The sequence below is a fragment of the Chitinibacter sp. GC72 genome, from assembly GCF_009760905.1.
Classification (GTDB): Bacteria; Pseudomonadota; Gammaproteobacteria; order Burkholderiales; family Chitinibacteraceae; genus Chitinibacter.
On the sequence record NZ_VIRW01000007.1, the window covers coordinates 16,359 to 37,448 of the forward strand.

The 21,090-nt window shown below is 57.0% G+C and carries 16 protein-coding genes; 9 read left to right on the forward strand and 7 right to left on the reverse strand.

The genetic code is table 11. The annotated features are described in order from the left end of the window. The first annotated feature begins 6 nt into the window (after positions 1-6). The gene (locus FLS37_RS08135) at positions 7-1,029 is read left to right on the forward strand and encodes a sensor domain-containing diguanylate cyclase (protein ID WP_157669392.1); all 1,023 of its coding nucleotides are present in this window, start codon (positions 7-9) and stop codon (positions 1,027-1,029) included. Here FLS37_RS08135 and FLS37_RS08140 read toward each other — a convergent pair. The 3 genes from FLS37_RS08140 to FLS37_RS08150 all read right to left on the reverse strand — a co-directional run bounded on the left by FLS37_RS08140 (position 994) and on the right by FLS37_RS08150 (position 5,264). Continuing rightward, complete coding sequence (locus FLS37_RS08140) at positions 994-2,499, reverse strand: PepSY-associated TM helix domain-containing protein (RefSeq protein WP_157669393.1); 1,506 nt, start codon at positions 2,497-2,499, stop codon at positions 994-996. The genes FLS37_RS08135 and FLS37_RS08140 overlap by 36 nt on opposite strands. After that, positions 2,499-4,610, reverse strand: a complete 2,112-nt coding sequence (locus FLS37_RS08145) for a TonB-dependent receptor (RefSeq protein WP_198314541.1) — start codon at positions 4,608-4,610, stop codon at positions 2,499-2,501. The genes FLS37_RS08140 and FLS37_RS08145 overlap by 1 nt, the downstream gene beginning before the upstream one ends. Positions 4,611-4,820: 210 nt before the next feature. Further along, positions 4,821-5,264, reverse strand: coding sequence for a DUF2946 family protein (locus tag FLS37_RS08150; protein ID WP_157669395.1), 444 nt, complete (start codon positions 5,262-5,264; stop codon positions 4,821-4,823). A 158-nt stretch (positions 5,265-5,422) separates the two neighbouring features. On the opposite strand from FLS37_RS08150, the gene FLS37_RS08155 reads away from it, so the two are divergent. Continuing rightward, positions 5,423-7,201, forward strand: a complete 1,779-nt coding sequence (locus tag FLS37_RS08155; RefSeq protein WP_157669396.1) for a SulP family inorganic anion transporter — start codon at positions 5,423-5,425, stop codon at positions 7,199-7,201. 160 nt (positions 7,202-7,361) lie between these two features. Here FLS37_RS08155 and FLS37_RS08160 read toward each other — a convergent pair whose 3' ends face one another. Further along, a complete protein-coding gene (locus FLS37_RS08160) occupies positions 7,362-7,832 on the reverse strand; it encodes a multidrug/biocide efflux PACE transporter (protein WP_157669397.1) in 471 nt (156 codons plus the stop codon). 121 nt (positions 7,833-7,953) lie between these two features. Between FLS37_RS08160 and FLS37_RS08165 the strand changes: the two genes are divergently transcribed. Further along, the gene (locus tag FLS37_RS08165; protein ID WP_157669398.1) at positions 7,954-8,850 is read left to right on the forward strand and encodes a LysR family transcriptional regulator; all 897 of its coding nucleotides are present in this window, start codon (positions 7,954-7,956) and stop codon (positions 8,848-8,850) included. A gap of 120 nt (positions 8,851-8,970) precedes the next feature. Here the strand turns inward: FLS37_RS08165 and FLS37_RS08170 are convergent, their stop codons facing one another. Next, positions 8,971-10,689: a serine/threonine-protein kinase gene (locus FLS37_RS08170; RefSeq protein ID WP_157669399.1), complete on the reverse strand. Its 1,719-nt coding sequence runs from the start codon at positions 10,687-10,689 to the stop codon at positions 8,971-8,973. A gap of 212 nt (positions 10,690-10,901) precedes the next feature. On the opposite strand from FLS37_RS08170, the gene FLS37_RS08175 reads away from it, so the two are divergent. Together FLS37_RS08175 and FLS37_RS08180 are read left to right on the forward strand one after the other, a co-directional pair. Next, entirely contained in the window at positions 10,902-12,521 is a 1,620-nt protein-coding gene (locus FLS37_RS08175; RefSeq protein ID WP_157669400.1) for an NAD+ synthase, read from the forward strand. A 324-nt stretch (positions 12,522-12,845) separates the two neighbouring features. Further along, on the forward strand, positions 12,846-14,687 hold the full coding sequence (locus FLS37_RS08180; RefSeq protein ID WP_198314542.1) for a GGDEF domain-containing protein: 1,842 nt from the start codon (positions 12,846-12,848) through the stop codon (positions 14,685-14,687). A 170-nt stretch (positions 14,688-14,857) separates the two neighbouring features. On the opposite strand, the gene FLS37_RS08185 is transcribed toward FLS37_RS08180, so the two are convergent. Continuing rightward, positions 14,858-15,979, reverse strand: a complete 1,122-nt coding sequence (locus tag FLS37_RS08185) for a response regulator (RefSeq protein ID WP_157669402.1) — start codon at positions 15,977-15,979, stop codon at positions 14,858-14,860. Between the two features lie 164 nt (positions 15,980-16,143). Between FLS37_RS08185 and FLS37_RS08190 the strand changes: the two genes are divergently transcribed. Continuing rightward, positions 16,144-16,500 carry a hypothetical protein gene (locus FLS37_RS08190; protein ID WP_157669403.1) on the forward strand — a complete coding sequence of 119 codons (357 nt, stop codon included), beginning with the start codon at positions 16,144-16,146 and terminating at the stop codon, positions 16,498-16,500. A 264-nt stretch (positions 16,501-16,764) separates the two neighbouring features. Here the strand turns inward: FLS37_RS08190 and rpsT are convergent, their stop codons facing one another. After that, the gene (rpsT, locus tag FLS37_RS08195; protein WP_157669404.1) at positions 16,765-17,028 is read right to left on the reverse strand and encodes a 30S ribosomal protein S20; all 264 of its coding nucleotides are present in this window, start codon (positions 17,026-17,028) and stop codon (positions 16,765-16,767) included. A 158-nt stretch (positions 17,029-17,186) separates the two neighbouring features. Between rpsT and murJ the strand changes: the two genes are divergently transcribed. The 3 genes from murJ to FLS37_RS08210 all read left to right on the forward strand — a co-directional run bounded on the left by murJ (position 17,187) and on the right by FLS37_RS08210 (position 21,045). Beyond that, positions 17,187-18,722, forward strand: coding sequence for a murein biosynthesis integral membrane protein MurJ (murJ, locus tag FLS37_RS08200; protein WP_157669405.1), 1,536 nt, complete (start codon positions 17,187-17,189; stop codon positions 18,720-18,722). Between the two features lie 108 nt (positions 18,723-18,830). Then, on the forward strand, positions 18,831-19,571 hold the full coding sequence (locus FLS37_RS08205; protein ID WP_157669406.1) for an NADPH-dependent oxidoreductase: 741 nt from the start codon (positions 18,831-18,833) through the stop codon (positions 19,569-19,571). A 271-nt stretch (positions 19,572-19,842) separates the two neighbouring features. Next, positions 19,843-21,045 carry an amino acid aminotransferase gene (locus FLS37_RS08210; protein WP_157669407.1) on the forward strand — a complete coding sequence of 401 codons (1,203 nt, stop codon included), beginning with the start codon at positions 19,843-19,845 and terminating at the stop codon, positions 21,043-21,045. Positions 21,046-21,090: the final 45 nt, after the last annotated feature.

Consider the following 21,090-nt stretch of genomic DNA (forward strand, 5'->3'; position numbering starts at 1 on the left):
TACATTATGAAAAATCGTTATCCTTTATTGCTCTATAGCGCCTTTGATACCTTGGAGCTGGGCATTATCCTGCTCAATCAGCGCGGCGAAATTGTGCTGTGGAATCACTGGCTCGAGCGTGCCTCCGGCCTGAGTGCCGATCAGGTCGCGGGCATGCGGCTGGTGGAAGCCTGCCCCGAGCTGCAGCACAGCCGTCTGATTCAGGCACTGGAGCAGGCGCTGCACAAAAACCTGTCGGCCACGCTGTCGCAATCGCTGAACAAAGCGCCGTTCAATCTGTTTCGCGCCCCGCAGCAGCAAGGGGATATGCCCACGCGCATGCAGCAGGCCATCCATATCACGCCTCTGCCGCAGTACAACGACGAGCAATTTGCGCTGATCCAGATTCACGACGTCACCAACTCGGTGATGCGCGAAGAAATCCTGCAAGAGCGCGCCGAATCGCTGCGCCGCTATGCCTATCAGGACGAGCTGACTGGCGTGCCCAACCGCACGTTTTTCAATGAAACACTGCAAAACCTCTGGCGGCTGGCCGGGCGGCAAGGCAGCGAAATCTCCATCCTGATCATCGATCTGGATCATTTCACCCGCTTTAACGAACAGGAAGGCCATCTGGCTGGCGATCAATGCCTGCAGAAAATTGCCAAAGCCCTGCAAAGCACTTTGCGCCGCCCGGAAGATCTGATCGCCCGCTTTGGCGGCGACAAGCTGGTGGTGCTGCTGCCATATACGCCGCTGATCGGCGCGAAGAACATCGGCTTGCGCCTGCTCGACGTGATTCACCAGCTGCAGATCCCCTACCCGCAATCGCCCACCGGCTATGTCAGTGCCAGCATAGGGTGCGCCGGCAGTATGGCCAGCCACGAGCTTGACCCGAGTTATCTGGTACAGGAAGCCGAGCTGGCGGTGTTTTTTGCCAAACAGAACGGGCGCAATCAGGTACGCGATAGTCAGGTTCCGCTTAAAAATACCGCCGACTCATCCTCCCCCGATTCAGCGGCCAGCTCGACCCTTGGCCCGCCTCATTAAAAACAAACCCATTACCGCCAGCAGCACATTGGCAGCGGCAAAACCGGCTAGAATCACATCGCGGCTGGTTTTGCCCAAACCATCGAGCCAGTGCCATTTGTGCAGATTGGCAAACAGATAGCCTTCAAATCGATCGGCATTGTCCACTCGGGTGGAAAATGTGCCCGTCGCTGGCTCGAGGTACCAGCTGGGCTGATTGGGCAGCGCCAGATCTACGCGGTACACCGGCAGCCGTTTCTGGAAAAAGCCGTATTCGCCGCCAAACTGGCTGATCAGGCTGACCTTGCTCACCGACGCGTTTTGCACAGTAGCATCGTGCGGAGCCAGCTGACGCACCAGTTGCATGGCATGAATCTGCGCCAAACCCTGCTGTGGCTGGCCGTGCGCATCCAGATAGTCCGGCAGCTGCGAAGGGGCGGTGCTGGCATGATGCTGATGAGCAGCCACCTGGGTATTGCCCTGCAGCTCTTTCTTAGTATGCTCTACCAGCCAATACCCCTTACCAGCGACATTCACTGCAGTGAGCACCGCCACGCCGGGCGGGATATGGTGCAAGTCGGGCAATTGCGCCAGAGGCTGCGCTTTGGCCGCCTGAAACGGCGCGGCTTGCAGCCATAAATGCGTCAAACCGGATACGGTAATCACCAGACCGGCGACGCCTGCGCCCAGACCCAGTGCCCGATGCAGACGGCGCAAACGCTGCTGCTCGCTTCTGAGCGTGCCCATCCGGTAACGTAGCCAGTACATCCACAAGCCGCCGAGCATGCTGAGCAGCGCAATGCCCAGCACCAGCGTAATACCAGCTTTTTTCACCGGTTCGCTCGCCCAGCTCCAGGTGTGCAGCAGCGAAAACACCGGCATCAGGCTGCGCTTGGTCTGGTCGGACAAGCTGGCCAGACGCCGCCCTTCGGTATCGACAAAGGCCACCATGCCATCGTCGCGGGCAAACTCGACCCGCCAGACCGGCAGCATTTTATTGATGGCCGGATAGCTGCGGCTAAACTCGGTCACCGGTGTGATGCGCGCAATCGGCGACTGCATATCGCCCACCAGCGCACGTGCCAGACGCTCGGCCTCGGCCGCGTCGGCATTCACCAGCAGCTTGCCATTTTGCGCGTCATACCAAAGGCCGCTCGCCTGCCCCTGCAAACCAATCCGCCACGCCGGCTGCTCGCCGAGCATGCGCAAACGGGCCGACTGGATTTGTCCGGCGGGCAGCTGCAGGCTGTGCAGCGTCACCGGCTGCAGATCGGCAGGCAGCGCAGCTGGCACGGGCAAGGGCTGCACCTTGGGCGAGAGCGCCGACATAATCGGGTGCAAGACCCCGGTTAAGCCCCAGAAAATCACCGCTATCCCGGCCACCCACGCCAGCTTTTTATGCCAGCGATTCAGCCAGCCCAGCCTACTGACCCTGTTGCCCTTGCTGCGCTGCGTGCTCTGGGGGGCCAATTCAATCTCTTCGCGCTTCATTACTGTTCTCCTTTAGCGCCAAAGGGACTGGCGCCGAAAGCATAGCTCACACCAACAAAGAAACTGCGTGGTGCGCCAGGACTGTAGGTATCCTGCGTATTAGGGCCATGTGCACCGCTGCCCTTGTAGCTGGATGCGGCCATTTCGGCGTAATGTGCATTGCTTAAATTGAGCGCATGCGCCCAGAAGGTCCAGTTCTGCTGGCGATATTCCGCCCGCAGATTAAAGAGGGTATGTCCCTTGTACTCAACGGTGTTGCCGCTATCCATCCAATACGGCCCCAGGTATACCGTTTCCAATGCCAGCCTGGCCTGGCTGAACGGCTTGTAGGTCAGCTCCAGCGTGCCTTGCCACTTGGGGGCTGCCGGAATGTCCTTGCCCGCGTAGTTTTCGCTTGGTGACGGGCTGTACTGGCGGTAGCGATGCTGCGCGTACTGGCCAGCCAGACGGGCAGTCCACTGTGGATTCACAGCCCAGTCCAGCCCCAGCTCGACCCCCTGATGCCGCGTTTTACCCGCGTTTCGTGGCTCGGATTTGCCTGGGATAATGCTGTAGCTCACCAGCTCGTCTTCACCGTCGAGGCGGTACACCGCTGCATCAACCTTCACACCAGCCAGCGGCGAAAAACGCGCGCCCAGCTCGAACTGATCAAAACTGGCCGACTTCAGATCGGGCACAGTGGCGCTGCTAAATAGCGAGCCGACTTCGGGCGGCGTAAAGCCCTGGCTGTAGCCACCGTAAACAAAGACCTGGCTGGCTGCATCCCAGGTAAAGCCGACTTTGGGCGAAGTCGCTGCAAACGACTGCGTTTGCGAAGCCGCGCCAGTGCTCGCCGACGGCGTTAAATGATTGGTAAAATCGTATTTCACCCGGTCGTAACGGATTGCACCATTGATCGCCCAGCCCGCCGCCAATGCATAGCTGGCATCGGCAAACAGCGCCTGATTGCCTAGATCAACACGGTAATCGCGGCGCACGCTGCCGGTTTGGTAGCTGAGGTATTTGCCAGTTTTCGGATCACGGACGATAGATAGATTTACTTCGCGCTGATCATTCGGGCTGGCCTCGATCAGGCCACCCACGGTCAGCTTCAAATCGCCCCATTGCTGGCGATGAAAGGCACTTAGCCCCAAAGATGTGAAGCTGTTATCGGTCGTTCGCCCGCTGGCCGAACTCGCCCCGGTATTGAAAATCAGATAGCTCGGTAACTGATAGGTGCTGTTGTCGCGGTAATACAGCGTGGCGCTACTAAAACCGCCCGCGTTCAATTCGCCCGCCAGACTGCTACTGGCGCGCAGGGCTTCAACCTGACGCGTGGTGAAGGTCTGATACGAATAACCGGGGCGGGTCTGATAGTCGCTTTCATTCACACTGCCTGGCATATCGGTATCGAGCTTGGAATAGGTCAGCACCGATTTCCACAGCAGCGAATCGGTGAGCCAATGATCCAGCCGCGCAGTCAGTCCGGTTTTATTCATCGCGCTATAGTCTTGCCAGCTGCTGCCACGCGTGGCGCTATAGCCAGAGATACGCAAGCCGGTATCACCCCAGGAATTAGATACACCAAGGTCTGTACGGCGATACCCCTCGGAGCTTAATTGCGCAACAGCATTCCAGCTCAGTGTCGCGCTGGGCGCAGCGGTGGTGAAATTGACTGCACCACCAACCGCATTGCTGCCATACAGGCTGGACGCTGGGCCTTTGACGACTTCAATACCGTCACTGCCGGGCAGATTGATTTCATACAGCGCGTTGTGGTTGAAAATACCGACCGGACGAATCGGTACGCCGTCTTCCAGATACTGATACACCGCCGAATAAGTCATCGGCTGGCGAATCGACATATTGTGCTGCTCGTTGCCCAGATCGGTCATATGCACGCCGGGAATTTTATCGAGCACCTGGCCGATAAAGTTGGGCTTGGTCTCTGCGATGGTTTTTTCGTTCACTTTGCCCATCGCCATTGGTGCTTTGGTCAACGGCGTGGCTTCACGGGTGGCGGTAACGACAATTTCATCCAGTTGTGTGATTTCGCTGGCGAACCCATTCGCAGGCCCCAGCGTGGCCAGGACGGCGCAGACACTGCTGCGCAAAGTTGGAATAGCAGACATTTTTTTCCTCACGGTCTGGCGCGCAGCAGGCGGCCAGACTCGGCGAGCCCTGCTGCCAAATGCAGCAGGGCTAATCGAATCCATACCTGCAAACACCGCGTGGCTGGCGCCAACGCGGACAGACCGGCAGCAGCACAACAAGGATTTGCAGATTGTTGACGTTGACCTTGGGCTTGAAAACCCAAAGTCAGCAGACACTAGATAGATTGATCAGGAAATCAGCGGCGGGCCGCGCGGTGGCGGCGGCGTGGAGAATGAGAGCGGGGAGACAAAAGCCTGTTGCCACGGCGGCGGCGCATGCTGCAGGGGTGCAAGCAAAGGCAGGCTGACTGGCGCTTGCAGCGGTGCAATGGCGTGCAACCCGGCCACCGAACACAAAGCACATTTGACGATCAGCTTGGCGTCGCCACGCTCGCTGGCCAGCACGGCCATCTCGGCGATCTCGAGCAGATCGGTATCGGGCGTCAGCACATTACCATTCAGCGCAGCAGGCACCGGGCCAGTACCACACCAGGCCATTTTCACGCCAGCATCCATCGCTGCCGCATGCACAAACGGCAGCAACAGCTGCGCCACGATGGCCAGCAGCGCTAGCCAGCTGGCCAGCGTGGCACGACGGGGCAGGAAAAGGGCAGGAAAACCGCGTGGGCGCACAGCAACACACCATAAAAGAAGTGCGCAGATCTTAACGTAAATATTCACCCCCTGCCTTTGGAAAAGCTTACAGCGCCAACCGGGCAAGAAGATCGTGCGCCAGAACACAATTTGCTGGCTAAGCTGAAAACAGGGATGCTCGCAACAGGATAAAAATAATGGCGAAACCATCGGCAAGTGCCGCAAGCAGGCAGGTACTTCGGCTGCTTCAACAACTGTCGCAGCAATCGGGGCTGGCCAAAATCCGCCGTGAATATCTGGCCGACGATCTGGGTGCGGGGATCAGCGTCTGCGTGGTGCTAATTCCGGCCTGCGTGGCCTACGCCGATCTGGCGGGCATGCCGGCCCAGTATGGCCTGTATACCGCGCTGGCCGGCATGCTGGTGTACGCCCTGCTGGGCAGCTCGCGCCAGCTGATTGTCGGGCCGGATGCCGCGCTCGCCTTGCTGGTGGCGGCGGCCATTACCCCGCTGGCCAATGGCAATCCGGCGCAATACCTGATGCTCAGTAGCGTACTGACGCTGCTGGTGGGCGTGCTGATGCTGATTGCAGCCAAGGCCAGGCTGGGCGCGATGGCCGATTTACTGTCCAAACCCGTGTTGCTGGGTTTTATGAATGGCGCAGCACTGATCTTGATCGCCAGCCAGCTGGGCAAATGGACCGGGCTGAGTCTGCACGAATCGGCTTTTTTCCCGCGCGTGCTGGAGTTAATCACCCGACATGAACAGATCCACGCCACCAGCCTGATTATTGGCCTGCTCTCCATTCTGTTTCTGGCCTTGCTGCGCGAGCTGCAACCTAGGCTGCCAGCAGCGATTTTGCTGTTTATTGTGGCCATTAGCGGTGCGTATCTGCTCGATATTGCCGAGCATGGCGTGGCGCTGCTGGGCGATCTGCCCAAGGGGCTGCCCGATCTGGCCTGGCCAGCACTCAGCCTGGCCCAGATCACCACGCTATTGCCTGCCGCTGCCGGTATTGCCTTGCTGGCGATGCCCGAGGGCATTTTGCTGGCCCGCGCTTTTGCACAAAAAAATCACTATGAAATTGCCCCCAACCGCGAGCTGATGGCGCTGGGGCTGGCCAATGTAGCGGCCAGCCTGTGGCAAGGGTTTGCGCTGGGTGCCAGCCAGTCGCGCACGGCGATCAACGATGCGGCTGGCGGCAAATCGGTAATGTCCGGCCTGTTTGCCGCCCTGCTCTTGCTGCTGTTTCTGCTTTTTCTATCCGGCTCATTGCGCTATCTGCCAGTAACCACGCTGTCGGCGCTGCTGATTTTTGCCGGGCTAAACCTGATCGAGGTGCGCACCTGGGTCGAGATGTACCGGCTTGACCGCACTGCGGCAATATTCTCGCTGATTACCACCGCTGGCGTGCTGATTGTGGGGGTATTGCCCGGGATCATTGTTGGCATCTTGCTTTCACTGGCATACCTCATACAGTTTATGGCCCGCCCCTTTGATGCTGTGCTGTGCTCGGTGGCTGGCCGCAAGGGCTTTCATGATGTGGCCGAGGCGCATTTAAGCGGTGAATCGCGCTATCTGCAAGGCCTGCTGGTTTACCGCTTTTATGCGCCGCTGCTGTTTGCCAATAGCAGCTATTTTGTTGACCGCATCAGCCAGCTGGTGGCCGAAGACGGTGACACGCGCTGGGTGCTGATTGACGCGCAAGCGATCACTTTTCTTGACGTCACCGCTGCCGAGCAGCTGCTAACACTCAATCGCCTACTGGAAGAAGCGGGCATTGATCTGAAGTTTGCCCGCTGCAACCGCCCGCTGCGCGAGGCGTTTGACCGCTACGGCGTCACCAGCGCACTGGGTGCCGACAGCTTTTTTGCCCATGTGCACGATGCACTGGCCCAATACAAGCTGCTCCACCCTGATGTCGCGCCAGAGCTAGTCAGCGCAGCATGGAATGGCGTTGATCGCCGTCTGGGCTAATCAGCAGACCTTTAGATTGAAAGCGTGTTCACAATCTAGCGAGCTAGAGCGAGGCAAGGCAAAAACGGCAGAGGAAGCGGAGTTTACACATTGTAAATGAGCATTCCGAAGGCGTTTTTAACGCCGCATCTCCGAAGCGCAGCAGATTGTGAACAGGCTTTTAGGCCGGGCAAACGCGGCGGAAATACATGCGGCGCAGCGTGTCGTAGCCCCAGTTGAATAAATAGGTATAGGGCAGGAAAAACAGAAAAAAGCCAATATCCATCGCCAGCGCATGCCACAGGCTTAAATCCATCCACCACATCGTCAGCGGCAAGGCCATCAGGATAAAGCCGCCTTCAAACAGCAAGGCGTGCAAGGCACGGATGGGTGGCGTGCGCTGCCAGCCACGCAGGCGTTCGAGTTTTTCAAACAGAAAATTAAACACCGCGTTCCACAGCATGGCAATACTGGCCAGAATCACCGCCAGCACGCCCACGTGCGCCATGCTTGACCCCATCAACCAGGCGGCCAGCGGCGTGACCAGAATCACGCCGCCCACTTCAAACAGCAGCGCGTGGGCGGCGCGCTCCAGCCAGGTTTTTTCCGGGAGCGATAAGAGGGTGTCGGACTGATGAGCCGTGTTCAGCAAGAGGGTCTTCCTGTACGAGTTAAACGGATACGCCGATTATCCGGCAAAAAACCGATAGAACTAAATTAGCTTCCATCGGATAATCCGATACATCAGTTCACAACACAGCGGGTACGCCGCCATGTTCAATTCAATCGACGCACTGAATGCCTTTGTCCACGCCGCCCAGCTTGGCTCATTTTCCGCCGCAGCCCGACATCTGGGCAAAAGCCAGTCCACCATCAGCGAGGCCATCAGCCAGCTGGAAATCGACGCTGGTCTGCAGCTATTTGATCGCAGCTCGCGCCAGCCCAGCCTGACTCCGGCGGGCACCCGCCTGCTGAGCCACGCCCGGCATGTGCTCAATAGCCACGCCGATTTGACGCATCAGGCGCGTTCGCTGCAAGCCGGGCTGGAAGCGCAGCTCAGCATTGTGTTGTCCGATACTTTCCAGTCGCTGGAATTTGAAGCCCTGCTGAGCGAATTTGCCAGCGCGTTTCCGCTTTTGCGGCTGGAATGCTTGGTGGGCGAAGATCAGGATGTGCTGGCCTTGCTGCGCAGCGGTCGCGCGCAGCTGGGGCTGATCAGGGCGCTGGAATCGGACGAAGCCGATGTCTACCGCCACCCACTGCCCGGGCGCACCGAAATTGCCATTTATGTCGGCCAGCAACATCCGCTGGCCAGCGCAGGCACCGTGAGCAATGCCGAGCTGGCTGCACATCGCGAGCTCAAGCTCAGCAGCTATAGCGAAACCATGCCCAGCACGCACAGCCCGCGCTGCTGGCTGGCACCAAGCTATCTGATGCTGCTGGAAATGACTTTGCGCGATTTTGGCTGGGCAGCGCTACCGAGCTGGCTGGTGCAGATGTTCGGGCAAAACCGGCTGGTGATGCTTGACGTCCCCACCTGGCCGCGTGCCGTCCACGTCGATCTGGTGTGGCTTCGCCAGGCCCAACTCGGCCCGGCCGCCTGCTGGCTGATTGAGCAAATCAAAGCGGCCAAACACCAACAAGGGTATATCGCTGTAGATCAATCCTAATTAATCCTACAGCCATATACCTATAGGATGTAGATCCAGAAACTTGATTATCGACCAAACATTCGACGTCATTGATCAAATGAAATAGATCAGATCAAAGCGGCACATGCCAACCAGATTCTAACGCGCACCTCGTTGTTCAGGCATGGGCGCTGAGGTTGGGCACACTGCGCGGCCGCGAATACAGTCAAAGACGCCTTTGACGCCGGTGCCTAATTGCTCGCCCGCCTTGCTCAGATGGCTGCCAATACCGGAAAGGCCTCCCTCTTCATCTGGCGCAGGCGGAGTATCGGCGGCGGGCGGCTGGGCTGGTCGGGTGGCAACTTTTTGCTTGCTGCTACGCTCGCCCGGCGGCTGCGCGATCGCTTCAGCAGGTGCCTGCTCCTGCCATTGCGGCGGAGCGCTGGCCTGGGCGATCTCATTCAAGTCATCGGCAGCCATTTTTGCCAGCGTTTGCGCACGTTCTTGCTGCTCCATTTGCAGGTCTTCACCCTGCGCTATCCATTGCTTGACCGGCTCAACCGCCTCGCCCTCGACGCTGATCTGCGTCTGGGCAAATTCGATCTGCAGCTGATCTGGCTGCGGCCAGACCAGCCAGAGCACAGCGCCCAGACTGGTTAGCGAAACCACGACCTGAGCAGCGCGCGGCAAGGCCATAAAGCGCTGTTTGCCAGCCAGCGCGGTGCTGCGCAATCGGGGTTGCGTCCATCGCCAGCCCCTATCCCAGCCCCGCTGCAATCTGGCCCACAGCAGCGGTGTCCAGCGTTGCATTAGCGCGGCCATCGCCTGCAACGTACGCCAGCACCAGCGAGCCAGCCAGGTCGCCAGCCGCACCCCATGTTGCCAGAGCCAGGCCAGCAAGCTACCGGTTTGCACCAGCCAGGGCAGCACAGGTGAAGCGGCTGAAGGGGGTGACATGGCAGAAGCGGCTGGCGAAGCCGAATCGGGCTGTGATCCGCCTGCCCCTCCCTCGGGAGTCAGCGTCAGTGTGGGCTCGTTCGCCAGCCTGGCCTCGCTCACCGGACCATTGGCCCCCGCCAGCAAGGCCGCCAGCGCCTCGTCGGCATGGGCAAAACGCGCTTCGGGGTGGCGCGCCAGACAGCGCATAATCAGCTCGGACAAGGCCCGTGGCACTTCGGCTCGCAACTCGTGCGGCGGTGGCGGATTGCTGTGCAAAACCTGATACACGATATTCATCGTTGTTTCGCCGTCAAACGGCGCATTGCCCGTCAGGCATTGGTACAGCACGACCCCCGCCGAATAGAGATCAGCACGGCCGTCGAGTTTTTTGCCCGCCAGTTGCTCGGGCGACATATAGCGTGGCGAGCCTAGTATGGTGCCGGTGCGCGTCAGATCGCTGGCTGGCATCTGGGCAATGCCAAAATCGGTGATTTTCAGCCGCCCCTCGCGGGTCAGCATCAGATTGGCAGGCTTGATGTCACGGTGAATGACTTTATGCCGGTGCGCGTGCCCCAGCGCGGCAAACATCTGGCGTGCAATACTGATCACTTGCCGGATCGACAAAGGGCCGCGCTTTTCCAGCATGTCCTTGAGAGTGACGCCCTGTACCAACTCCATGGCCAGATACGGCTTGTTGCGCCACTGGCCACAATCGTAAACGGTGATAATGCCGGGGTGATTGAGCCGCGCTGCCGAGCGGGCCTCCTGCAGCAGCCGCGCAGCGTAATCAGCCGCTTCATTGCTCGCCAGATTGACCTGTACCAGCTTGAGCGCCACATCGCGCTCCAGCCTTTCGTCCCGCGCACGAAACACCACGCCCATCGCGCCTTGACCAAGGCGGGATTGCAACTGGTAATGCGCGATTTTCGGCTGGCTCATGGCAAAAAATATTGGGGAATCAATCGGTTCGCATTGTACCGTGCCGACCCGCTGCAGCGCAGCACCAATCCCCCGAAGGTGATCTTGCCCACAGACAAAGCGACGCATTGTTGAGCCGGGTCAGCCTGTACCCACGCAGCCATCAGCCAGAGCCGCTGCCACAACGTCATTCTGGGGTAAAATGGCGGTTTTATCTTTGCGTGAATGCCGCCATGAAAATCGCCCTCGCCCAGATCAACCCGATTGTTGGTGACCTTGCCGGTAATACCGAGCTGATTTTCGCTGCAGCCCGCGAAGCCATCGCTGCCGGTGCCGATATTTTGCTCACACCCGAGCTCGCGCTGACCGGCTATCCACCGGAAGATCTGCTGCTGCGCCCAGCTTTTCTCAAGCAATGCAAACAGATGCTGGCGCGCTTTATCGACGAGCTGGACGGCATTACGCTGATCGTTGGCCACCCCAGCGGTGTGGCGGGCGATGAAGTGTTCAATTCGGCCTGCGTGATTCGCGACGGCAATCTGCTCGGCCGCTACGACAAGCTTTTGCTCCCGAATAATGCTGTTTTCGACGAAGTTCGCTACTTTACCCCTGGCTTTTCGCCACTGGTGTTTGAACAGGATGGCGTTCAGGTCGGCATCGCGATTTGTGAAGACATCTGGGATACCGAGCCAGCAGCGGCGGCGCGCGATGAAGGTGCAGAGATTTTGCTGGTGCTCAATGCCTCGCCGTTCCATCAAGCCAAGCAAGAAACCCGCCGCGAAGTAGCGCGCCAACGTGTGGAAGAAAACGGCTTCCCAATCGTGTATTGCAATCTGGTTGGCGGGCAAGACGAATTGGTGTTTGATGGCCATTCGTTTGCCTTAAACAAGTCTGGCGAGTTAGTACTGCAAGCGCCTGCGTATCAAAACCTAATTACCTACTGCGAGTATAACGCTGACGACCTTTTACCCTCTAAGGTTGAAGCCGATACCTCGATAGAAGAAAGCATTTACGGCGCGCTAGTACAAGGCGTGAAAGACTATATCGGCAAAAACCGCTTCCCCGGCATTTTGCTCGGTTTGTCGGGCGGGATTGATTCGGCGCTGACGCTGGCAATTGCCGTTGACGCGCTCGGTGCCGAGCGTTGCCACGCGGTGATGATGCCGTCGCGCTACACCGCCGATATTTCGGTCACCGACTCGCGCGCGATGATTGATATTCTGGGCTGCAAATATGCAGAAATCGAAATCTGGCCGATGTATGAAAGCATGATGGCGGGCTTGGCCGACGAATTTGCGGGTCGCGAAATGGACACCACCGAAGAGAATCTGCAAAGCCGTATCCGGGGTATGCTGTTGATGTCCTTATCCAACAAGACTGGCAAGCTGGTACTCACCACGGGTAATAAGTCCGAAATGACCACCGGCTACGCCACGCTGTACGGCGATATGGCCGGCGGTTTTGCGGTACTGAAAGACGTGGCCAAAACGATGGTCTATCGCCTGTCGAATTGGCGCAATCAGCAAGCAATTGCTCAAGGTCTGCCGGCGCCGATTCCTGAGCGCATTATCACGCGCCCACCGTCGGCCGAGCTGCGCCCGGATCAGAAAGACCAAGACAGCCTGCCGGAATACGACGTGCTCGACGCGATTTTGGCGGCGTATGTGGAAGAAAACCTCAGCATCGCCGACATTATCGCGCGCGGCTACGCCGAGGCCGATGTAAATAAAGTGGTGCGGCTACTGAAAATCAACGAATACAAGCGCCGCCAAGCGCCAGTGGGGCCGCGCATTACCGAGCGCTCGTTTGGCAAAGACTGGCGCATGCCGATCACGCAGCGTTTTAGCCTGTAAATAGCCAGACCAAAGTGCCTGTACTTCCCTGGCTCGCCTTGCGGTGCGATCTGTACTCTCTTCGGCTTCACCGCCCTTCTACGAGGGAACGACGAGCTGGTCTTGAGCCAGAACTGTTGGTCAGCTCCTGAAACGGACTGCTTTGTAACAAGGCACAGGCCGCCCCCATTCCGGGCGGCTTTTTTCATGCGCAATTTTCTTTTGCAAACTAAATACTTAAGTCGCCCAAAGCCACCACAAGTAGCGACTTTTCATCTTGATGTAACATAAATGCAATCTTGCACTGATACCTTACAAGACTTATCGCACCACCGACATACTGGTATGCCATCCGAAAATCTTCCCGAGCACCAAGCCGAACAAGTGCTGAACATCATTCAGACGCAAGCACTGAGCGCCTTATTCCAGCCTATTGCCGCGCTGAGCGAAGGGCAGGCTTTTGGCTTTGAAGGCTTGATACGGGGGCCGGAGCATCATCCACTCCACTCGCCGATTCAGCTATTTCAGGCCGCTGAACGATGTGGCCTGCTGGCCGAGCTGGATCAAGCCTGCTGCAAAACAATTTTGCGCGCCTTTGTCGAGCGCCAACTGCCCGGCCGCCTGTTTCTGAATGTGTGCCCCGGCAGCCTGATAGAGGCCGATTTACGTGCCGCGGCCACGCTCGATTATCTGGCCGAGTTAGGGCTGGCACCGCAGCGCATTGTGATCGAGCTAACAGAAAGCCAGGCGATTCGTGATTACGCTCTGCTATCGCGCGCGGTGGCGCATTATCGGCAAATGGGCTTCAAGATTGCGCTGGACGATCTGGGCGAGGGTTTTTCCGGGCTCAGGCTGTGGTCGGAACTCAAGCCGGATTTTGTCAAAATCGATAAATATTTTATCCACGGAATTGATCAGGATGCGCAAAAGCGGCAATTTGTCCGCTCTATCCAGCAAATTGCACTTAATACCCACACCACGGTAATCGCCGAGGGCATTGAAACGCGTGGCGAGCTGGAAGTGGTGAACCGCACTGGCATCAAGCTGGCTCAGGGTTTTCTGCTTGGCCGTCCGGCAGTGCAGCCCGATACTGCACTGAAGCTGCCGTGCCTGACCCACGATTACAGCAGCGAGCAGGCCAGCACCACTGCGCTATCGCTACTGCAGGAAGTGAGCGCGGTGTCGCCGCACGATAGCCATGACGTGGTCTGGCAACGCTTTCGTGCCCAGCCCGAGCTGCTGGCTCTGCCGGTGGTTGAGCAGAACAAGGCCATCGGGCTGATCAAACGCAATGCAATTTTCGAGCTGTTTGCCCGCCCCTATAGCCGCGAGCTGTTTGGCGGGCGCAGCTGCAGCCTGCATATGGACGCCCAGCCGCTGATTGTCGAGCACGCCATGAGCCTGACCGAGCTGGCGCGGCTGATGACTTCGTGCGAGCGCCGCCAGCTGGACGACGGTTTTATCATTACCGAACAGGGGCGGTATCTGGGCATGGGCACCGGGCGCGACCTGATTCGGGCGATGACCGAGCTGCAGCTGGCCGCTGCACGCCACGCCAACCCGCTGACCGGCTTGCCAGGCAATGTGCCGATTCAGGACGCCATGAGCCAGCTGCTGGCCGCGCAGCACGACTTCACCGTGGTCTACGCCGATCTGGATCACTTCAAACCCTATAATGACGTGTATGGCTACGCGCGTGGCGACGAATTACTGCAGTGTCTGGGGCAATTAATGCAGGATCATTTTGACGCCGGAGTCGATTTTGTCGGCCACATAGGCGGGGATGATTTTATCCTGCTGCTGCGCAGCCCGGATTGGCAACAACGTTGCGAGCAATTGCTGGCCGATTTCAAACTGCGGATTGCGGCGTTTTTTAATGAAGAGGATAGACAGAGCGGCAGCTATGTCGCCCCCAATCGACAGGGGCAATTGCAAGCCCACCCGCTAGTGTCGCTCTCGCTGGGCGCGGCGCATATCGTGGCCAAGTGGTATAAAAGTCATCATGAAGTAGCCAGCATCGCCAGCAGCGCCAAGAGCATGGCCAAGCGCGAAAGCGGCAATGCGCTGTTTATTGAACGCCGCATTCCCAATCCGATTGAAACTGGCAAGGTATATGCCGAAAAGGCAATACAAATAAGGTCTACAGAGCAATACCCTAAGCAAAACAATGCCGAACTGAATGGTTAAAAGCACAAACCCGGCATCATCGTGCCGGGTTTGTCTCCATGGCTGCAATCCAAGTAAGTCGAGGGCTTGAGTAAGCGGACAAAAGTTTTCAAGCAAGATGCAAAGCCGAAGACAGAACAAGTAGTACGGTGAAGCGAAGCAACGATGCGTGAAGACTTTGGCCTTGCTACCTATTGCTGCAATCCATCAAGGCCGGACAAATCCCAACCCAGATTCAGATCCTGATTAGCCAGCGCCAGCAAAGGCTTCAGATTATTCATCAGTGCAGCCAGATGCGGGCGCAACTCGTCTTCGCGCCCTTTGTGCAGCATCACCAGCGCCTCGGAAATCAGCGGCGTGGGTACCTGCACACTGGCCGCATCAGGCATAAAGACATGATTGTCCATCGGCTGCGCAAACAGGCGATCTTGCAGCACCGCCAGAATCCGCTCGGCCGAATGCACATCGTCATGCCATGAATTGGCCACCGCGACCGACGCAGTGACGCGCAATTGCTCGCTACGGAAGTTAACCCGCGCATTGGCGATCGTCTGGCGCAATCGTTCGGCGACCACCCTGGCCTCGATCAGCGGCGTGGCCGGCGAAACCACAGCAAACATCGAATCATTCAAATGCGCCAGCGTGTCTTCCTTGCGCAGACGGGCTTCGATCAGCTTGGCCAGCATGCCCAGCAGTTGACCATACACCCGCTCACCCAGTTTTTGCTGCAGAGCCTGGCCGTGATTGACCTCCAGCAACATGACCGTCACTTCGCTATTGTGCCGCAGGGCAAACGCCATCGCCTGCTCCAGCTGCAAATTGAGCAAGTGCGAGCTGCCCACGCCAGTGAGCGCGTCCGTGGTGCTGGTCTGCACCTGGACCGAGCGCGATTCGGCCAGCTCACGCCGGGTTTCGGCCAGCTCAAGATTGGCCTTCACCCGCGCCTGCATTTCGGTTTTATCGGTAGATTTGGTCACAAAATCATTCGCACCGCACTCCACACAGCGCAATTTGGTCGCTTCATCTTCTTCACCGGAAATAATAATCACCGGCAAAAAATGCAAGCGTGACTCACCCGAAGCGCGAACGCGCGCGAGCAGCCCCAGCCCATCCAGCTCGGGCATGGTCAGATCGGACAAGAGCAGATTAATGCTGTCATCGCTCATCAGGCGACGCCAGCCTGCTTCACCATCGGCCTCTTCGACCAGATCATACATTTCGGAAAGATGTTTCTTGATGGTTGCCCGCACGATCCGTGAATCATCAACAACCAGAATTTTAGGACGGTTGACCAGCTCGGTATTCTCGTTCATAAGATTCAGTCTATGCTTTAAACGTATTACCTAGCCTAGCATAATGAGCCGCAAAACGTGTGAATCAGCAGTGCGACTTGTGCAATATCACTAGACATTACCCGGTATGGCGTGTAAAAAACAAGCATTCTTGCGACATTGTCCTCTCGATCAAGGTCAATCCGATGGCTAGCACCTACCGCTTACAAATTGGCTTGTCTCCACTCTCGCCCTCCGAAGCCGAAGTGGCGCTGGCCACGATCCGCCGCATCTGGTGCATGCCCTCCTGGGTGCGCAAACAACCATTGGGCGATGGTGTTCTACTGCTTGAAGTGCGCCATGAAGCAGCACTCAAGCCCGGCGAGAGCGCCGACTGGTTTGTCGAGCGCATGGCGGCAGCGCTCTGGCAGGACGTAGGACGCTTTGTCCGCATTATGATCGACATCGCCCCGCACGAAGCCCCTGATGGCCGCGTCTTCATTCTCGAAGAAGCTTCTTACTGGCGCATCATGGAAAGCTTTCGCCTCTCGCACCCGCATTAATTGAAATACTCAAAAAACTGAAATATAGCAATTTCTACGAAACAAACTGAGTACTATGAAATACCCTCTCGCGCAGTGAGGCTCCCTCTCAAGGAGAGGGCGGGGGGGTGTGGGTATAGAACATCAGCCTGCGAACTAATCAACCTAATCATCTAGGGCTCGGCTAAGCCGAGACCTGCTTCACTTGAAAACCAACAGTTCCGCAGGCGACAGGCACAAAAAAGCCCACTCGAAAGTGGGCTTTTTTGCGATTCGGGCAAAAACTTAAGCCATTGCTTTGATAGCAGCAGCCAGACGGCTCTTATGACGAGCAGCCTTGTTTTTGTGGAAAATCTTTTTGTCAGCGATACGGTCGATCGTGCTAACCGCCTGCTGGTAAACAGTAGCTGCTGCAGCTTTGTCGCCAGCAGCGATCGCTTTCAGTACCTTTTTAACTGCAGTGCGAAACTCTGAACGCTGAGCGCCATTGTGTTCACGTGCTGCGGTAGCTTGACGAGCGCGTTTGCGTGCTTGTGCTGTATTTGCCATGTTGTAATGCTCCTAGTAGGTGTAACGGGTCTACTGCTTGGCCGGAGACACGGACTTTCGGCAGCACACACAACCCTAGAAAGCCGACGATTTTATTCGTTCTTCACGGCAAGCGCAAGAGCGGCGTATCATTCGCCCCCACAGGGTGAGGAAACACGATGAATCTATTAAAAGCAGTGGCAGCCGTCAGCTCGATGACGCTGGTTTCACGCGTGCTGGGGTTTGCGCGCGATGCCATCATGGCGCGGATTTTTGGTGCAAGCGTGGCAACCGATGCATTCAATGTTGCGTTCAAATTACCGAATTTATTACGACGTATCTTCGCCGAGGGCGCATTCAGCCAAGCCTTCGTGCCGATACTGGCTGAATATAAAAACAAGCAGGGCGATGAGGCTGCGCGCGAATTCATCGCCGACGTATCAGGCATGCTGACGCTGATTCTAGCCATCGTCACCGCGATTGGCGTCATTGCCGCACCATGGGTAATCTGGATATCTGCGCCGGGCTTTGCCAAAAACCCCGACAAGTTTGCCCTCACTACCGATCTGCTGCGCATTACCTTTCCGTACATCTTGCTGATTTCGCTCTCGTCACTGGCTGGCGCAGTACTCAATACGTGGAATAAATTTTCGGTTCCGGCCTTTGTTCCAACACTACTGAATATCTCATTTATTGTATTCGCCCTGTTTTTAACACCCTATTTTGATCCGCCAATAATGGCGATGGCCGTCGCCGTCATCGTTGGTGGCCTGGCACAACTGGCTTACCAGCTGCCGCATTTACGCAAAATCGGCATGCTGTCCCGGCCCAAGCTCAACTTTCAAAACGCCGGAATGTGGCGCGTGATCAAGCAGATGGGGCCAGCTATTCTGGGCGTTTCAGTCAGCCAGATTTCACTTATTATTAATACTATTTTTGCCTCCTTCCTGATTTCCGGCTCGGTATCGTGGATGTACTACGCCGATCGTTTGATGGAGTTTCCCACCGGATTGCTGGGCGTGGCTTTAGGCACCATCTTGCTACCTTCGCTTTCCAAAACCTACGCCAACGACGATACCGCTGAATATTCCCGCCTGCTCGACTGGGGTTTACGTCTGGCGCTACTACTGGCAATTCCTTCCGCAGTCGCACTGGCGCTGATTGCCGAGCCGCTCACGGTGGCGATGTTTCAGTACGACAAATTTACCGCCCACGATGCCGCCATGACGCAACAGGCACTGAGTGCCTATGCCGTCGGTCTGGTCGGGCTGATTCTGATCAAGATTCTGGCGCCCGGCTTTTACGCACGGCAAAACATTAAAACGCCGGTCAAAATCGCCTTGTTTACGCTGGCGGTCACGCAGCTATTTAACCTATTGCTGATCGGTCACCTCAAACACGCGGGTTTGGCATTGGCCATTAGTCTAGGTGCGCTGACCAATGCGGGTTTGCTGTTTTATCAGCTGCGCAAGCAGCAAATTTTCACTCCCCAGGCGGGCTGGCTGATCTTCATGTGCAAACTGCTGATCGCAGTGGGCATCATGGCCGCCGCACTCTTTGGCCTGATGCAATGGATGCCCGATTGGTCGCAAGGCAATATGCTGACGCGCCTATTACGCCTTGCCAGCCTGGTCTTGGTCGGTGTTGCTGCCTACTTTGCAACGCTGGGATTACTGGGTTTCCGCCCTCGCGATTTTTCACGGCGTAGCACTTAAAAGCAGAAACCACATCGTCAGGCTGATGATGTGGTTTTTTTACACTTGCAAACTAGACGACTGGTCTAATAAAATCCAGACCATCAATTTACATTACTGGAAATCAGCATGAACGACACCCTCCAACTGATGCACCAGCATCGCAGCATCCGCAGTTTTCAAGACCAAGCAATCAGCACTGAAACGCTGGACGCCATTCTGGATGCAGCCTACAAAGGCCCAACGTCGATCAATGGACAACAGGTTTCGCTGGTGGTGACGCAAGACGCTAGCCGCCGCGCACAAATTGCCGATATCGCCGGTGGCCAGCCGTGGATTGCGCAAGCGCCAGTATTTATCACCGTGATCATCGATTTTTATAAAACCGCGCAGGCGCTCGCTAAAGCAGGCAAGGAGCAACTCATTCATGAAAGTGTCGAAGGTTTTGCCGTTGGCGCTGTCGATGCCGGTATAGCCCTGGGTAATCTGATGACTGCGGCGCGCTCAGCCGGTTTGGGCGTCGTACCTATCGGGGGTATTCGGCGTAATCCACAGGCAATGATTGATTTGCTGCAACTGCCAGCCAAAACATTCCCGATTGCCGGGCTCGCACTTGGTCATATCCAGCACGACAGCCCGCTAAAACCACGCCTGCCACGAGCCAGTTTTGTTCATCATGAACAATATCAAAGCGCCGATTTGCGCCAGCAAATTGACGCTTATGACGAAACGCTGGCGCAATTCTGGCAAAGCATCGGGCGTGGCGACGGTAAAATCTGGTCAGAAAATACCGCCCAGTTTTATCAAAGCATCTACTTTCCCGAAGTGGCACCGACCGCAATGGCTCAAGGTTTCAAGTTTACCGCGTAATTAAAGCCTGCCCGGGGCGCGAGCTAATGCTAGCGCCCCAAAATACCCACGATGGTATATCCACCTAGGCCATTAAAAACAGAGCTTACAAGCTAATACCCCATAGTTCAAATCATGCCAATACGCGCTTAAGCCATCAAGCCGCGGTGCAAAAACGGACTGCAGCGTAAGGTGCGCAGTCGTGCTAAAATCGACGCCGATCTTTTCCCAAAACCGCGGCAACCGCACGTACAGGCCTTTGCCCGGATACACTCAATTGATGGAGCATAGGATGACATCCTCGATTTTCGCCGCCGTAGAAATGGCACCTCGCGACCCGATTCTGGGCCTGAACGAAGCGTTTAATGCCGACACCCGCAGCACCAAAGTGAATTTGGGCGTAGGCGTTTACTACAACGACGAAGGCAAGATTCCTTTGCTCGCTGCGGTGAAAGAAGCGGAAAAAGCCCGTCTGGCTGCGCAACCTCCGCGCGGCTACCAAGCCATCGAAGGCAACCCAGCGTACAACGCGGGCGTGCAAAACTTGTTGTTCGGCGCAGAAAGCGAATTGATCGCTGCAGGTCGCGTAGTAACTGCTCAAGCTTTGGGCGGCACTGGCGCACTGAAAATCGGTGGCGACTTCCTGCAACGTCTAAACCCAAATGCCACCGTTTACATCAGCAACCCAAGCTGGGAAAACCACCGCGCGATTTTTGAATCAGCGGGTTTCAAAGTGGGCGATTATCCATACTACGACGCGACGACACGCGGCGTTGATTTCGCAGCAATGAAAGCCTTCTTGTTGGGTTTGGAAGCTGGCTCGATCATTATCCTGCACGCTTGCTGCCACAACCCAACTGGCGCGGACATGTCTGACGCACAATGGGGCGAAGTGGTTGAAGCGTGTCGCGAACGCGGTCTGGTGCCGTTCCTCGATATGGCTTATCAAGGCTTTGCCGAAGGCATCGACGCAGACTCAGTCGCTGTTAAAGCCTTTGCCGCGTCTGGCTTGCAATTCTTTATCTCTAGCTCGTTCTCGAAAAGCTTCTCTTTGTACGGCGAGCGCGTTGGCGCATTGTCGATCATCACATCAAGCAAAGAAGAATCTGGCCGCGTATTGAGCCAGCTGAAACGCGTGATCCGCACCAACTACTCTAACCCGCCGATCCACGGTGGCGCGGTCGTTGCTGCAGTGCTGGCGAGCCCAGAATTGCGCGCAATGTGGGAAGCAGAACTCGGCGGCATGCGTGTTCGCATCCGCGCGATGCGCTCAGGTCTGGTGGAAAAACTGGCTGCGCGCGGCGTGGCACAAGACTTCTCGTTCGTAACGCAACAGCGTGGTATGTTCTCGTACACCGGTCTGACTGCTGATCAAGTTGAAAAGCTGCGCGCCGAATACGGCATTTACGCTGTATCAACTGGCCGCATTTGTCTGGCGGCGCTGAACGTGAACAACATCGACTACGTAGCAGATTCGATCGCGAAAGTGCTGTAATTTCCGGCTCTGCAATCATTTGCCCGAAAGCCCGCCTTGTGCGGG

What these genes read in the sequence shown, in the direction of transcription:
- FLS37_RS08135 (WP_157669392.1), top strand. Translation starts at nt 7, where the DNA reads ATGAAAAATCGTTATCCTTTATTGCTCTATAGCGCCTTTGATACCTTG.
- FLS37_RS08140 (WP_157669393.1), bottom strand. Translation starts at nt 2,499, where the DNA reads ATGAAGCGCGAAGAGATTGAATTGGCCCCCCAGAGCACGCAGCGCAGC.
- FLS37_RS08145 (WP_198314541.1), bottom strand. Translation starts at nt 4,610, where the DNA reads ATGTCTGCTATTCCAACTTTGCGCAGCAGTGTCTGCGCCGTCCTGGCC.
- FLS37_RS08155 (WP_157669396.1), top strand. Translation starts at nt 5,423, where the DNA reads ATGGCGAAACCATCGGCAAGTGCCGCAAGCAGGCAGGTACTTCGGCTG.
- FLS37_RS08165 (WP_157669398.1), top strand. Translation starts at nt 7,954, where the DNA reads ATGTTCAATTCAATCGACGCACTGAATGCCTTTGTCCACGCCGCCCAG.
- FLS37_RS08170 (WP_157669399.1), bottom strand. Translation starts at nt 10,689, where the DNA reads ATGAGCCAGCCGAAAATCGCGCATTACCAGTTGCAATCCCGCCTTGGT.
- FLS37_RS08175 (WP_157669400.1), top strand. Translation starts at nt 10,902, where the DNA reads ATGAAAATCGCCCTCGCCCAGATCAACCCGATTGTTGGTGACCTTGCC.
- FLS37_RS08180 (WP_198314542.1), top strand. Translation starts at nt 12,846, where the DNA reads ATGCCATCCGAAAATCTTCCCGAGCACCAAGCCGAACAAGTGCTGAAC.
- FLS37_RS08185 (WP_157669402.1), bottom strand. Translation starts at nt 15,979, where the DNA reads ATGAACGAGAATACCGAGCTGGTCAACCGTCCTAAAATTCTGGTTGTT.
- FLS37_RS08190 (WP_157669403.1), top strand. Translation starts at nt 16,144, where the DNA reads ATGGCTAGCACCTACCGCTTACAAATTGGCTTGTCTCCACTCTCGCCC.
- rpsT (WP_157669404.1), bottom strand. Translation starts at nt 17,028, where the DNA reads ATGGCAAATACAGCACAAGCACGCAAACGCGCTCGTCAAGCTACCGCA.
- murJ (WP_157669405.1), top strand. Translation starts at nt 17,187, where the DNA reads ATGAATCTATTAAAAGCAGTGGCAGCCGTCAGCTCGATGACGCTGGTT.
- FLS37_RS08205 (WP_157669406.1), top strand. Translation starts at nt 18,831, where the DNA reads ATGAACGACACCCTCCAACTGATGCACCAGCATCGCAGCATCCGCAGT.
- FLS37_RS08210 (WP_157669407.1), top strand. Translation starts at nt 19,843, where the DNA reads ATGACATCCTCGATTTTCGCCGCCGTAGAAATGGCACCTCGCGACCCG.